A 13,100-nucleotide genomic window follows, 5' to 3' on the forward strand; every position below is an offset into this window, starting at 1 on the left:
CGAGGGGAGCGGACAGCCATGGATGCGCGGGAGAAGACAGGAGCCTCCGGTGGCGACTACGCGGGTTTCGATCCCAGGTCGCTGGAAGCCTATATCGTCAAGGATCCGCAGAAGCTGGCCGTCAACCTGGCAAAGGCGGCGGAAAACCTTGGCAAGGCGGCCACCGAGTGGCTGGCGCCGCGTGAGCGCGGCGAGGTGGTCGACACCATCGACCCCGTGGCCGACATGATCAAGACCCTCTCCAAGGTCATCGAGTACTGGATGTCCGAGCCGCAACGCACGCTGGAGGCACAGGGGCTTCTGCTCCAATCCTACATGGGCATCTGGATGCGCACGCTGAACCGGCTGTCCGGTGAGGGCGATCCCGGCGAGCCGGACACGCTGCGCAAGGACAAACGCTTTGCCGACGAGGAGTGGCGCAAGAACCCCTTCTTCGCCCTTCTGCGCCAGATCTATCTGGTCACCGCAGAATGGGCGGAAAAGATGGTGGAGAAGGCGGAAGGACTGGACGACCACACCCGCCACAAGGCCGCCTTCTACGTGCGGCAGATGACAGCGGCGATTTCCCCCGCAAACTTCGCCTTCACCAATCCCGAGGTCTATCGCGAGATCGTCTCGACGGACGGCGCCAATCTGGTGCAGGGCATGAAGATGCTCACGGAAGATATTGCCGCCGGCCGCGGCGAGCTTCGCCTGCGACAGACCGACTACCAGAAATTTGCGGTCGGCCAGAATCTGGCACTCACCCCCGGCAAGGTGGTAGCCCGCAGCGCCGTCTGCGAGGTCATCCAGTATGCGCCGACAACGGACACGGTGTTCAAGCGCCCGCTGCTGATCGTGCCGCCCTGGATCAACAAGTTCTACATTCTCGATCTTGGCCCGGAAAAGAGCTTCATCAAGTGGTGCGTCGATCAGGGACACACGGTCTTCGTGATCTCCTGGGTCAATCCGGATGAGCGCCATGCGGAGATGACCTGGGAGACCTACAGCCAGGAGGGCATCGATTTCGCGCTGTCGGCCGTCGAGGAGGCAACCGGCGAGCAGGACATCAATCTCATCGGCTACTGCGTCGGCGGCACGCTGCTTGCAGCAACGCTGGCCATCCACGCCAGCCGCGGCGACAAGCGCGTCAAATCCGCCACCTTCCTCACCACCCAGGTGGATTTCGTGCATGCCGGAGATCTCAAGGTCTTCGTCGACGAGGAACAGCTCGACGCGCTCGAAAGCCAGATGAAGGCGACCGGCTATCTGGCGGGCTCGAAGATGGCGAGTGCCTTCAACATGCTGCGCGCCTCCGAGCTGATCTGGCCCTATGTGGTCAGCAACTACCTCAAGGGTCGCGAGCCCATGGCCTTCGACCTGCTCTACTGGAATTCCGATTCCACCCGCATGACGCCGGCCAACCACGCCTTCTACCTGCGCAACTGCTATCTGGAGAACAGGCTGAGCAAGGGCGAAATGACCCTGTTCGGCCAGAAGGTGAACCTCGCGGACGTGACGATCCCGGTCTACAACCTCGCCGCCCGCGAAGACCATATCGCCCCTGCCCGCTCGGTGTTTGCCGGCTGCCGCTTCTTCGGCGGACCGGTGGATTTTGTCCTGAGCGGCTCCGGCCACATTGCCGGTGTCGTCAACCCGCCGGACAAGAAGAAGTACCAGTACTGGACCAACGGGCCGGCAATCGGCGCGCTGGACGAGTGGATCGCCGGCGCGCACGAGACGCCGGGGTCGTGGTGGCCGCACTGGCAGGCCTGGATCGAGGCACGCAATGCTGACCGCGTGACGGCCCGGAAGCCTGGCGCGAAAGGCCCTGCCCCGCTGGGAGAAGCACCCGGAACCTATGTGCTGGTGCGAAGCTAGCGCCGCTCCAGCAAAACGTGGAAACCGGATTTCGTCGAAAGACAAGTGCCCGCAAAGCCATCTAGGATCGGGCAGGCTCAGCCCGAGCCTCGCCCATTCTGCCAGAGGGATTTTCGGACATGCAGTTCGATCCGCCGCTTGTATCGGCACGGCTCATCAGCAGGTACAAGCGCTTTCTGTTCGATGCCATTCTGGAGGATGGCACCGAGATCACCGGCTCGTGCCCCAACACCGGCTCCATGCGGGGCCTGACCACGCCCGGCTCGCGTATCCTTCTGTCCGAGCACGACAGCCCGAGCCGCAAATATCGCCACATGCTGGAAATGGTGGAAGCCGACGGCACGCTTGTCGGCATCAATACCGGCCTTCCGAACAGGCTGGCGGAAGAGGCTGTTGTCAGCGGCCTCATTCCGGCGCTTTCCGGCTACGCAACGCTGAAGCGCGAGCAGCGCTATGGCCAGAACTCCCGCATCGACCTGCTGCTTCTGGATGACGCCCGACCACCGGCCTATATCGAGGTGAAGAACGTCCACTACATGCGGCAACCCGGACTTGCCGAATTTCCCGATTCGGTGACCAGCCGCGGCGCCAAGCATCTGGACGAACTGGCGGCGATGGTGACGGCGGGCTACAGGGCGGCCATGCTCTACGTGATCCAGCGGGCCGATTGCACCCGTCTTCGCATCTGCGAGGAACTGGATCCGGCCTATGGCGTGGCCTTTCGCCGGGCGAGAGCCCAGGGCGTGGAGACCTATGCCGTCTCCTGCACGGTTTCACCGCAGGGAATCCGCCCGGAAAGGCCGATCCCGATAGACGAAGACGGACCGGCTGGTTAAAAACAACCTGACCGAGACGAAAGTGAATCCATGGTAACCTATATCGAGGCGGCCTCCGCGCCGAAGAAGAACACGGGAGCGATCCGGCTCTACAATACCGGCGAGGATTTTGACGGCATGCGCCGCGCCTGCCAGTTGACGGCACGCTGCCTGGACGAACTGGCCGGAATGGTCAAGCCCGGCATCACCACTGCCGCGATCGACCGTTTCGTCTTCGAATTCGGCATGGACCATGGCGCCCTGCCCGCCACGCTGAACTATCGCGGCTATAAATATTCGGTCTGCACATCGCTGAACCACGTCGTCTGCCATGGCATGCCGGATGACAAGCCGCTACGTGAGGGCGACATCGTCAATATCGACGTGACCTATGTGCTCGACGGCTGGCACGGCGATTCGAGCCGCATGTACCCGGTCGGCCAGATCAAGCGCGCCGCCGAGCGGCTGCTGGAAGTAACCCATGAATGCCTGATGCGCGGCATTGCCGTGGTGAAACCCGGCGTGCGTACCGGCGCGATCGGTGCAGCCATCCAGACCTATGCGGAGAAGGAGCGCTGCTCGGTGGTGCGCGATTTCTGCGGCCACGGCGTCGGCCGCCTGTTCCATGACAGCCCGAACATCCTGCATTACGGTACGCCGGAGGAAGGCCCGGAACTGCGCGAGGGGATGATCTTCACCATCGAGCCGATGATCAATCTCGGCAAGCCCCATGTGAAGGTTCTGTCCGATGGCTGGACGGCGGTGACCCGAGACCGTTCGCTCTCGGCGCAGTACGAGCATGCCGTGGGCGTCACCGCCACGGGCTGCGAGATCTTCACCCTGTCGCCGGGCGGTCTCGATCGTCCCGGTCTTGCGCCGCTCAAAGGGTAATCCATGCCGCAACCGCCTCTGCCTTCCTCCAAGACGTCTGACGGACCCGACGAGAGGGCGGCGGAGGTGGATGACCTGTTTTCCGACGAGCGCGGTTTCTTTGCCGAACAGGCGCCCAGGCCCGGCAACGGGAAGAAGTCCCATCCCGTCAAGGTGGAGGAACCGCCGGCGCATTATCACGGCCACCGCGACCGGCTGCGCAACCGCTACCGCGAACATGGCGACACGGCACTTGCCGATTACGAGATCCTCGAACTCCTGCTGTTCCGTCTGATCCCGCGGCGCGACACCAAGCCGATAGCCAAGGCGCTGATCGATCGCTTCGGCAATCTCGCCGGCGTCTTCGGTGCGGAAGCAACCCTGTTGCAGGAGGTGAAGGGCGTCGGCGAAAGCGTGGCGCTGGACCTGAAGCTGATTGCCTCGGTCGGCCAGCGCATCCTGAAAAGCGAGTTGCGCGGCAAGCAGGTGCTGTCCTCCTGGTCCTCCGTGATCGATTACTGCCATGCCGCCATGGCCTATGAGGCACGCGAACAGTTCCGCATCCTCTTTCTCGACAAGCGCAATGCGCTGATCGCCGACGAAGTGCAGGGCCGCGGTACGGTGGACCATACGCCCGTCTATCCGCGCGAGGTGGTGCGCCGGGCGCTGGAACTGTCCGCCACCGCCATCATCCTCGTGCACAACCATCCCACTTGGCCTTTCAAATCACGCTCAATCACGCACCATCACTCTGAAACACAAGACATTTTTGGCTTGTCGTAGAGTCGGTCACTGTGGCATATTGGGGTCGGTTTTAAGGGGATCGAAGCCCTTTTTGCCCCCAGTCGCCGACCCCACGAACCCGTCGAGCGACCCCAGTTGGAAGCCGACGGAGAATCCCAATGCCAAGCCTTACAGATGGAGAAATTCGCCGCGCCTTGAAGCAGGTGGAAACGACCGGCAAGCAGCTGACCTTAGTCGATGGCGAGGGACACGGAACGGGCCGCTTGATCCTCGTAATGAAGCCCATGCCTACCCGCGTCACCGCGGACTGGATGGCGCAGCAATGGCGCGACGCTAAGCGCCTCAAGAAGAAGCTCGGCTCCTATCCATCGATGCCCCTCAGCAAGGCGCGCGAATTATTCAATCGCGACTTCGCTGATATGATCCAGAAAGGCCGAAGCATAAAAATAGCTGGCGACACTCGACCGGGGACGGTTGCTGACCTGTTCGAGGCGTATGTAGCGTACCTCAAGGAGGGCGGGAAATCGTCCTGGAAGGAAGCTGAGAAAGGCCTCAACAAAATCGCGGATACGCTCGGCCGTAACCGCCCGGCCCGCGACATCGAGCCGGTTGAGATCACGGCGATCATTCGACCAATATATGAGCGCGGCAAGCGTTCAATGGCCGATCATGTACGCAGCTATATTCGATCCGCTTTCAGCTGGGGCCTGAAATCCGAGCACGACTATCGGTCCACAGCCGCGCGTCGCTTCCGCCTGACCTACAATCCCGCGGCGGGCATACCGACGGAACCCAAGACAATTGGGACGCGCTGGTTGAGTGAGGACGAGTTCGTTCGCCTCTATCGCTGGCTCGAATGCCCCGACACCCCGGTTCATCCCTCCTATGCACGCGCCGTTCAGATTATCATGTTGACCGGCCAACGAGTCGAGGAAATCGCTCGCCTTCATGTCGATCAATGGGACGCCAAGGAACGGATCATCGACTGGACTAAGACCAAGAATCTTCAGCCGCACGCTGTTCCGGTGCCCTCGTTGGCCGCTGAGCTGATAGAATCGATCATCCCAAATGAGTACGGCTGGTTTTTCCCGTCTGCCAAAGACCCCTCAAAGCCCGTCAGCCATGGCACCCTCTACAGCTTCATCTGGCGCCAGCGAGATCGCGGCGTGATCCCCCACGCGACCAACCGCGACCTTCGTCGCACCTTCAAAACCTTGGCCGGCAAGGCTGGCATTCCCAAGGAAATCCGCGACCGCCTCCAAAACCACGCCTTACAGGATGTCAGCTCCAAGCATTACGACCGCTGGAACTACATGGTTGAGAAGCGCGCTGGCATGGCCAAATGGGACAAGTTCGTCCGCGCCATGCTCGCCAAAAAGCGGTTGAAGGCAGCAGCATGAACCATAAACGTCTCAAAATTGGGTTGGCAATGCTCACGGTGCTGGCTACAGCGACCATCGCCAAAGCCGATCCCTGCAAGGCCATTCCAGATCGTGGTCCGATGCCGTCCTATCTACACCGCGGCGCGCACTTTTCCGGTCCCGTGGTATATGTCGGTGACGGCGACTCGTTGTGCGTGGCTGTCGGCCAAGGGCCAGCCAACTGGGTGGAGATCCGGCTGGAGGATTTCTACGCACCCGAACTCCACTCCCCCACCGGATCTACCGCCAAGGCCGCGCTGGAAGAGATCGCGATGGGTCGGAACACGGAGTGCATTGCCAACCATCAGTCATACGACCGCGTAGTCGCCACCTGCAGGATCGGTGTGCGCTCCATCGGGGATATGTTGAAAGCGGCCGGGATCGTCGAAGGCGGCAACGGCTACGACCAGGGCAAGCGTTAGCGTGACCTTTGGCAGCACTCATATGTGGTCTGAAAACCGATCATACGCATCGATCCGCGGGATCGTGAGATCGAACCCATACCGATGATTTCCGTTCTCATCCCGCGCTTTCAGGACATCGTTGAGATCGAAGGGCGACTTCTCCGCCCAGGTGCGCCAAGATGCGACACCGGCACCGTCAACGAGGCGGCCAAGACCCATGACACCAGATCGTGGCAGCCGCATTGCCAGCAACTCGACCGTAGCAAGACAGTCATTGTCACGCAGATGTCCTGGTGCTGGCCACAAGGTCACACCACCTCTTCTACTGGCTCCGCCGGCAATGCGATGATGTTGTCGGCCCCAAACCATGCCGCAAGCCGCGCCATCGCATTTTCACTGAGCACCTGCGTGAACAAGAGGGCAAGGCGGACCTTGGGCCGGGAGCATGCAACGTAGAAGAGGTTGCGGTTGTTCTCGAAGAACTCGGTCTTGTCGGCGGGCGGGCCGGGCTCGATCCATTCGAGCATCTGGCCGAAATTATATTTGTTCCATCCGCGACCGACAATCACCAGTACGTTCTCAAACTCCGCTCCCTTTACGCCGTGCTTGGTGGCGAAAGGTGTGTGCCCATCGATGAAGCGGTCAAGGGCAATCAGTTCGGTATACGGGATCGCACGCAGCTTTCGAAGCCGGGTAACGCGACGGGGCTCTCCTTCCACCGGCTCAGGGCCGGCGTCAGCCAGCCGTCGCTCAGCTTCTTCCATAGGCTCGGGAAGGCGCATGTGCGGCTGAGCGGCCATGAAGTCGACAACATCGCCGATCGTTCCCGATGCCCGCAGCGCTATGAGTGCGGTCATGGCCTCCGTCCACGCCACCTTGTCCGCGTGCTTGTGGATTTTCGGTGTCCCGGTTCCAAAACATCCGAACATTTCACCGTATCGCTTCGCTTCAAAGGCGGCGCAGGCCGGCTCCAACTGGTCGGCGAGAAACTTGAGGTGGGGATCATCCTTCTTCAGCCAAGGATCGTTGAACTGGCCATAGATCGGTGGGATGCTGGAATAGCCCTGCTCGCGAGCTAGGACGCTGTGGCTGAGCATGAGAATCTTGGTTTTCCCGACCGCGAGATCCCAGCCCTCGGTCGCGAGCCTATGCTTGATATGCGCGAAATACGCCTTTGCGGCCTCGGGGCTGGTATCCCCGGTCCAGTGCCCACCGCCTTGTCCGGTCCGCCTGACGCCGGGCCAGAGGTTGGTGTGAAACACACGCGCTTCGCCCGGCATGGCGGGATCGCGCACCATTTGTGGCAGCGTCGGCCGCATTCGATTGAGAACCTGGACGATTGGGTCAGTGGATCGGAAATTCGCGTTCTTGTCGATCACTTCCAGCGCAGCGTGCTCGACCAGCCCGCAGCCCTCGCCATAGATCTTTTGCCAGTGATCGCCGAACAGGCCCAGTTGCGGACCTTGGCCCATGTCCAGGAACCACGCCTTGATCGCATCGACGAAACCGGCGTCAGTGTCCTGGTATTCGTCGATAAGCAGGATGGGATAACGCGCCGTCAGGACCGATCGGAACTTCGGATAGGCAAGCGCCTGAATCATCAGCGCCAGAACGTCGTCATGCCGAATCGTTATCTGATGGTCGCCGACGCTGGGGTATCCCAGCTCGTAGTGGACACGGCGGGCTCCAATGCCGCCAACAGGTTCGAGACGCTCCGCCCAACCCTCAAGAGCTGGCACAAGCGCGCGGAGCGTCGATTGGAAGTCCTGCAGAATGGACCAGCAAAAACCGTGGATCGTTTCAGGGCGCACCGCCGGATGAGCCTGGATGCGGGAGATGATCTCGTCCTTGGCAACGTTGGTGTAGGTGATGCAGCCGACTTGCTGGCTCCGGCGAAGCAACTCGGCACCTCGGCGATCGATCAGGCGGCGGAGCGCCTTGTCGAGCGAGTAGGTCTTCCCGGCTCCAGCGCCGGCCTCCAGACGAAAGCTGCGCCCCTCGTCGAGACAGGCAAACATCCGCTCAAGCGCGACGCGACCAGCGGCGTCTGCGGGATTCTCCGCTTCCTCAGCCATTGTCGCCAACCTCGGCTACGTTCGCCGCGACGCCTACGGCGTCAGCAACGATCTCGACCGCGACCGGCGGAACCGGCTCCGCGGGGGCGGGATTACCTTCCGCCAGCCAGCGCAGTCCCTCGGCAATATATCGAGGAACATTCCAGTCGGTGTGCTCGATCGCGTGCTCTAGCGCGAAGCTGGACTTCTTCTGATCGCTGGCCAGCGCGTAGGCCGCAAGCGCGTGGTCACCGTCGCCAAGAGGAAAGCGTGCCGGATTGGCTAGGATGAATGCGTCCTCGAAGCTCCGGCCGCACGGTCCGCCCGATACTTCTGGTATCTGAAACGCGATGCGCCGAATGCCAGTTGTCTTCTCAGCCACGGTCTTTCCTAGCAGCGCCTCCGGCGAAACGTCGTCCCCGAACGCGGCTTTCAGGCACCCATTGCTGGTGAACAGACCCTCCGCCACGGGCACGGCGACACGCTTTCCGCCATCGTTCGGCTTCACCGCGTCGATGTCGGTGATGATGAGGTTGCGCAATTCGAGAAACGACAGGAGATCAAAGAAGCGGTGCGCATAGGCGCCGCCGACCTCCATCACCGTGAGATACTGGCTGCCGAGCTGCGGTTGACCAGCAGCAGCGCTGTCAGTCTTGCGGATCATCGCCGGAAGCAAGATACGCTCCGCGGTGCCCTCGATTAGGACCGCCTTGTCAGCGAAGAACAGATCACACCGCGTCAGGGTCAAATATTGATGTAGAAATTCGCGATCGGACTCGGGTGCGCCGCCCATGCCCTTGCGCAAATCCTTCACAACCGAGCGGCGCATGCCCTCCCCATCCGGAACTGAGAGGAAGTAACGCATGGCCTCAAAGCGCGCTTCATTCGCCATATGCGGAGAGTGGGTAGTTACGACGAACTGGACCGGCCAAGGTATGTTCTCGTTGAGCTGGACGACGAAGGCGCTAGTGATCTGGTCGAGCTGTCGGATGAAGACCTCCTGCATCTGGGGATGCAGGTGCGCCTCCGGTTCCTCGATAAAGATCAAATGCACGCCGGCTGCTGTCGGCGCAGCCTGATACTCGCGGAAGAACCGCAGCAACTGAAGTAGCATGTAGACCAGATTGCGCACCCCGAGCCCATTGTAGGTTTCGGGCAGGGTCATGCCATTGACACCGACGTAGCGAACTTTGGTGTGATCGTTCAGCAGCTTGTCGACGTCGAAGCTGGTCTCAGTAACTAGGCCGGGATCGGAGAGTCCTGGATAACCGAACAGGTCGAACGTCGGCAGAAGCGAGGTGAGCTTCGCGTTGAAGCCGGCGTGCAGATCACCCTGAATTTGCTCAACGGCAGCCTTGAGCTGCTCAGCCGTCGTCCGCTTCTCGGGATCGACGGGATCGGTGAGAGCCGACTGGAAGAGCACCTCAACGACTTTTCCGAGCACATCCCGCTCGCGGTGCGTGTCGTCGTCGAGGCCGCGCTGTGCATTGATGAAGCCGCCCCGAACCAGCGCCGTGAGCGTTTTTGGCTCTAGCGACTTTCGATTGGTCGGGTCATTGGGATCGACCGCCTCCAACGACGCCGCGTAGGCACCTGGCAGGCGACTGCCCAATGCCCGAAACAAGGTTAGACGGTTGGCCGCAACATCCTCAACGACCGCCAGGTCAGCGAAAAGCGTTGCCGGCGCGGTCGCCCGAGGGCCATACATGAAGATGAGCCTTGCCTCGCTACAGTTCGGGTCAAGATCGACGATGCAATCGCTCAGCGGCCCGAGGTCTGGAGCGTTGACGTCATAGGTGATGTCGATCGTGACCTTGATTGAAGGGAGTAGTGCGACGACGTCTGGCGCTGCCCCCCCGACTTGGAAGGCTTCGAACGCCGTCCAGAAACGTTCGTGGCAACCCAGGGAAAAATCTTCGATCTTGAATGACGGCACCTTCTCGCCGAGGAGCCGTCGGAACAGCTCCGCGATCGAAGTCTTGCCGCTATTGTTTCGTCCTACAATCAGCGTAGTGCGTTCTTCTAGGCCAACCGCAACATCTCGCAGTAGTCGGAAGTTTTCGATTTCGACTCCCTTTATCCGCATCAACTTCCTCCCTCTTTGTTCGCCGCATCTTTGGCTCTTGCTGTGATTTCGGTGCATCGTGCCATGAGCGCCTCGAAGGGTTCGGCGTCATCGAAAAGCAGCCCATCCTCGACCATGCGGGCATAGTCATCCTCCAGCGCCTTCGCGCCGTCGCCGACCGGCACGAGCTGCAAGCCGCCATTGACCGCCGCTGCATAGTCGATCGGCGTGCGGTCGGCTGCCTTCTCCGCGAAGAACATCGACTTGTGGCGAGCGACAGCTTTGGCCAAGCCGCGATCGGCAAAAGCGGCGTCGGCGAAGCCGGCTTCATCCAGCCGAACAACATCGTGCCAGTGGCGCGCAAAGCGATCGCCGCGCAGCCTTTCCTGGAGGCAGAAGACATGGATCGCCGTCGCCTTCTCCCAAAAGGTCCGCTCGGCGTGCATGACGCGCGGTCGCGCCGCCGGGAATACCAGCCCATCGATCAGGCCGGCCGCATCGCAAACGACGTCGCGCAGGCTCGCCGGTTCACCCGTCGAGCGGGCGCCGAACTCCAGCATGACGCTGGGCGCGACATAGCCGGACCCGACCGCAGTTGCCTCATAGTCGATGAAGAGCTTATCATCCTCGACACGAACGGCTGCCGCCAATCCTTCGGCGGCCAGCGCATTTCCGATCACCGGCTGTACGGCATCCGCGACCCATGCCGGCAGCCGCTTGCGGACCTCGCTGGACCAGCGCTTTTCCTCGCTTCGCGTTTTCGGCAGCCCCTCGCCATTGTCTCCGACCAGATCGGGTCCGATCGCTCGAATGTCGTAGGTCAGGTCCACATCCTCGGAAAACCGGCGGATGACTTGATAGGCTTTCGACAGTGATGTGCCACCCTTGAAAACCAGATGTTCTCCGAGAGGCGCTTCGTAGAGTGTCGCCAGCGCCCACACCACCCACACATCCTTTTCGAGAAGATGGATGGGACGGCCCGAGCGATCGGCGATTACGCCCAGCGCATCGCGTCGATCCTCATCCGAAAGCTGGAGAAAGACGTCAGCCATAGGCCACCTTTCCTACGCTCTGCGCGAGCCATGTCGGAAGCTGCGGTGCAGCGGCAACCAATTCTCCAAATACGCCGGGCGGCATCTTCCGCTTCAATGCTGTCAGCGCGGCTTCCGCCCTTTCGGGGCCGAGCCAGGCCAGTGCCCGCACGGCCTCCCCCGCCGGGCGATTGGCGAGGGCCAGTTGCCAGCGCGGCGCGTGTCGCAATTCCACGACCTGCTTTCCGAGGTGCATTTTCCGGCTGCGCCCGGAGGTCAGATAGACCGAGCGGACGGGCACCTGCGTCGTCAAGCCAAGGGCGTTCGCCGCGGCGGCGCCGTTCGAAACGATGATTTCTCCCTTTTGGCTGGCAAGAGCCTCGACTGCCTGCTCGACAGAAGGGGCACGCGTCCCAAACCGGCTGGCTATCGGACGCAGATAGACGCCACGACCAGCACGGATAAGTTGCCCGCGCTCGGCCAGACGCGACAATGCCTGATCCACGGCCGCCCGATTTCCGAGGTGAAGCAAGCCCTTGGCGGACAAAGGGGTGCCTTCGGGCAATCCCGTTGCATGGGCCAAAATCTGTTCGGTCAGTCGTGTCATTGTCGTTCTCCTGTCGGAAATATACGCGAGTTTCTGACAGTTTTCAAGGAAGCCCTTGGGAATGCAGCCTGATATGGGGGAAGGCATTCCCCTGTGACCGAGCCGAGGTCTCGGCCGCCCCCTTCTGCGGGGAGCCCCCGCAACGCCCCCTTTAGAGTGAGAGTGCCGACGGGCTTTCCGTGACGGGTTGAGGGCTGGAGAAGAGGTCTCCGGCGCCCGTCGCGGAGAACAACGATGTTGAGGAATGACCGCAGCGGGCGCGCCGGTTCCGACCGATCGAGCCTTTATGACGATATCACCGACAAAATCATCGGCGAGCTGGTGGCCGGGCGCGTGCCCTGGGTCCAGCCTTGGGGATCAGCTTCTGCTAAGGCACCCTTGGCCATGCCGAGGAATGCCGCCACCGGACGGCAATATTCCGGAATCAATGTCCTGATCCTCTGGGGTGCCGTGATCCAGCAAGGTTTCCCCGGCCAGAGCTGGCTGACCTTCCGCCAAGCCCTGTCACTCGGAGGCAACGTCCGCCGCGGCGAACGCGGCACGACTGTTGTTTATGCCGACCGGTTCACGCCGGAGGACGAAAAGCGCCGCGCCCGCGAGACCGGCGAGGAAGCGTCCGCAATCCCGTTCCTCAAGCGCTTCACGGTGTTCAATACGGCGCAATGCGACGGCCTCCCGGAGGATGTCGCCATCGTCGCCCCGCCGCCCGGCCTCATCGAACCACAGGTCGAGGCGCTGATCCGGGCGACAGGCATCGACTTCCGCATAGGCGGCGACCGCGCCTTCTATGTGCCCGCACACGACTACGTACAGGTGCCCCCGCCCCAGGCCTATTTCGAGCCGATCAACTGGCACAGGACGGCCCTGCATGAGCTAGGGCACGCCACGGGCCACCCCTCGCGCCTGAACCGTGATTTCTCGGGTTCTTTCGGCTCGAAGACATACGCCTTCGAGGAGCTGGTCGCCGAGATCAACGCGGCCTTCTGCTGCGCCTCGCTCGGCATCACACCCACCGTCCGCCATGCCGACTATATCGGCTCCTGGCTCGAGGTGCTGCGCGAGGACAATCGCGCCATCGTGCGCGCCGCTTCCCAGGCCAGCAAGGCGGCCGACTGGCTGCTCGGCTTCCTGCCGGGCGCCGACGTCGATGCAGCCGACCACGAACGGCAGGCGGCGTGACGATCCTCAAAAACCGGAAAGGCGGAGAAGTGGGCTGCCGACTTTACGCC

At 61.8% G+C, this 13,100-nt stretch carries 10 protein-coding genes and 1 pseudogene; 7 read left to right on the top strand and 4 right to left on the bottom strand.

The genetic code is table 11. The features are described 5' to 3' along the window. Positions 1-18 precede the first annotated feature (18 nt). The 6 genes and pseudogenes from phaC to F3H95_RS17065 all read left to right on the top strand — a co-directional run bounded on the left by phaC (position 19) and on the right by F3H95_RS17065 (position 6,132). Positions 19-1,860, top strand: a complete 1,842-nt coding sequence (phaC, locus tag F3H95_RS17040; RefSeq protein WP_149746854.1) for a class I poly(R)-hydroxyalkanoic acid synthase — start codon at positions 19-21, stop codon at positions 1,858-1,860. 119 nt (positions 1,861-1,979) lie between these two features. Continuing rightward, a complete protein-coding gene (gene sfsA, locus F3H95_RS17045) occupies positions 1,980-2,696 on the top strand; it encodes a DNA/RNA nuclease SfsA (RefSeq protein WP_149746855.1) in 717 nt (238 codons plus the stop codon). 30 nt (positions 2,697-2,726) lie between these two features. Next, a complete protein-coding gene (map, locus tag F3H95_RS17050) occupies positions 2,727-3,566 on the top strand; it encodes a type I methionyl aminopeptidase (RefSeq protein WP_149746856.1) in 840 nt (279 codons plus the stop codon). 3 nt (positions 3,567-3,569) lie between these two features. Beyond that, positions 3,570-4,259: pseudogene (radC, locus tag F3H95_RS17055) on the top strand (DNA repair protein RadC); the annotation flags it as partial. A gap of 188 nt (positions 4,260-4,447) precedes the next feature. Beyond that, positions 4,448-5,689: a site-specific integrase gene (locus tag F3H95_RS17060; protein ID WP_149746858.1), complete on the top strand. Its 1,242-nt coding sequence runs from the start codon at positions 4,448-4,450 to the stop codon at positions 5,687-5,689. Then, a complete protein-coding gene (locus tag F3H95_RS17065) occupies positions 5,686-6,132 on the top strand; it encodes a nuclease (RefSeq protein WP_149746859.1) in 447 nt (148 codons plus the stop codon). Before F3H95_RS17060 ends, F3H95_RS17065 begins: the two co-directional genes overlap by 4 nt. A 290-nt stretch (positions 6,133-6,422) precedes the next feature. Here the strand turns inward: F3H95_RS17065 and F3H95_RS17075 are convergent, their stop codons facing one another. The 4 genes from F3H95_RS17075 to F3H95_RS17090 are packed head-to-tail and all read right to left on the bottom strand — an operon-like array spanning position 6,423 to position 11,871. After that, positions 6,423-8,189: a UvrD-helicase domain-containing protein gene (locus F3H95_RS17075; RefSeq protein ID WP_149746860.1), complete on the bottom strand. Its 1,767-nt coding sequence runs from the start codon at positions 8,187-8,189 to the stop codon at positions 6,423-6,425. Next, positions 8,182-10,254, bottom strand: coding sequence for an ATP-dependent endonuclease (locus F3H95_RS17080; RefSeq protein ID WP_149746861.1), 2,073 nt, complete (start codon positions 10,252-10,254; stop codon positions 8,182-8,184). The genes F3H95_RS17075 and F3H95_RS17080 overlap by 8 nt, the downstream gene beginning before the upstream one ends. Next, positions 10,254-11,285 carry a nucleotidyl transferase AbiEii/AbiGii toxin family protein gene (locus tag F3H95_RS17085; RefSeq protein WP_149746862.1) on the bottom strand — a complete coding sequence of 344 codons (1,032 nt, stop codon included), beginning with the start codon at positions 11,283-11,285 and terminating at the stop codon, positions 10,254-10,256. The genes F3H95_RS17080 and F3H95_RS17085 overlap by 1 nt, the downstream gene beginning before the upstream one ends. Next, a complete protein-coding gene (locus F3H95_RS17090) occupies positions 11,278-11,871 on the bottom strand; it encodes a DUF6088 family protein (protein ID WP_149746863.1) in 594 nt (197 codons plus the stop codon). The genes F3H95_RS17085 and F3H95_RS17090 overlap by 8 nt, the downstream gene beginning before the upstream one ends. A 234-nt stretch (positions 11,872-12,105) precedes the next feature. Here F3H95_RS17090 and F3H95_RS17095 point away from each other — a divergent pair, with 234 nt between their 5' ends. After that, complete coding sequence (locus F3H95_RS17095) at positions 12,106-13,050, top strand: zincin-like metallopeptidase domain-containing protein (protein ID WP_149746864.1); 945 nt, start codon at positions 12,106-12,108, stop codon at positions 13,048-13,050. Positions 13,051-13,100 lie beyond the last annotated feature (50 nt).

This window comes from Rhizobium sp. RU35A (genome assembly GCF_900156005.1).
GTDB classification, from domain to species: domain Bacteria; phylum Pseudomonadota; class Alphaproteobacteria; order Rhizobiales; family Rhizobiaceae; genus Neorhizobium; species Neorhizobium straminoryzae.

What these genes read in the sequence shown, in the direction of transcription:
- phaC (WP_149746854.1), top strand. Translation starts at nt 19, where the DNA reads ATGGATGCGCGGGAGAAGACAGGAGCCTCCGGTGGCGACTACGCGGGT.
- sfsA (WP_149746855.1), top strand. Translation starts at nt 1,980, where the DNA reads ATGCAGTTCGATCCGCCGCTTGTATCGGCACGGCTCATCAGCAGGTAC.
- map (WP_149746856.1), top strand. Translation starts at nt 2,727, where the DNA reads ATGGTAACCTATATCGAGGCGGCCTCCGCGCCGAAGAAGAACACGGGA.
- F3H95_RS17060 (WP_149746858.1), top strand. Translation starts at nt 4,448, where the DNA reads ATGCCAAGCCTTACAGATGGAGAAATTCGCCGCGCCTTGAAGCAGGTG.
- F3H95_RS17065 (WP_149746859.1), top strand. Translation starts at nt 5,686, where the DNA reads ATGAACCATAAACGTCTCAAAATTGGGTTGGCAATGCTCACGGTGCTG.
- F3H95_RS17075 (WP_149746860.1), bottom strand. Translation starts at nt 8,189, where the DNA reads ATGGCTGAGGAAGCGGAGAATCCCGCAGACGCCGCTGGTCGCGTCGCG.
- F3H95_RS17080 (WP_149746861.1), bottom strand. Translation starts at nt 10,254, where the DNA reads ATGCGGATAAAGGGAGTCGAAATCGAAAACTTCCGACTACTGCGAGAT.
- F3H95_RS17085 (WP_149746862.1), bottom strand. Translation starts at nt 11,285, where the DNA reads ATGGCTGACGTCTTTCTCCAGCTTTCGGATGAGGATCGACGCGATGCG.
- F3H95_RS17090 (WP_149746863.1), bottom strand. Translation starts at nt 11,871, where the DNA reads ATGACACGACTGACCGAACAGATTTTGGCCCATGCAACGGGATTGCCC.
- F3H95_RS17095 (WP_149746864.1), top strand. Translation starts at nt 12,106, where the DNA reads ATGTTGAGGAATGACCGCAGCGGGCGCGCCGGTTCCGACCGATCGAGC.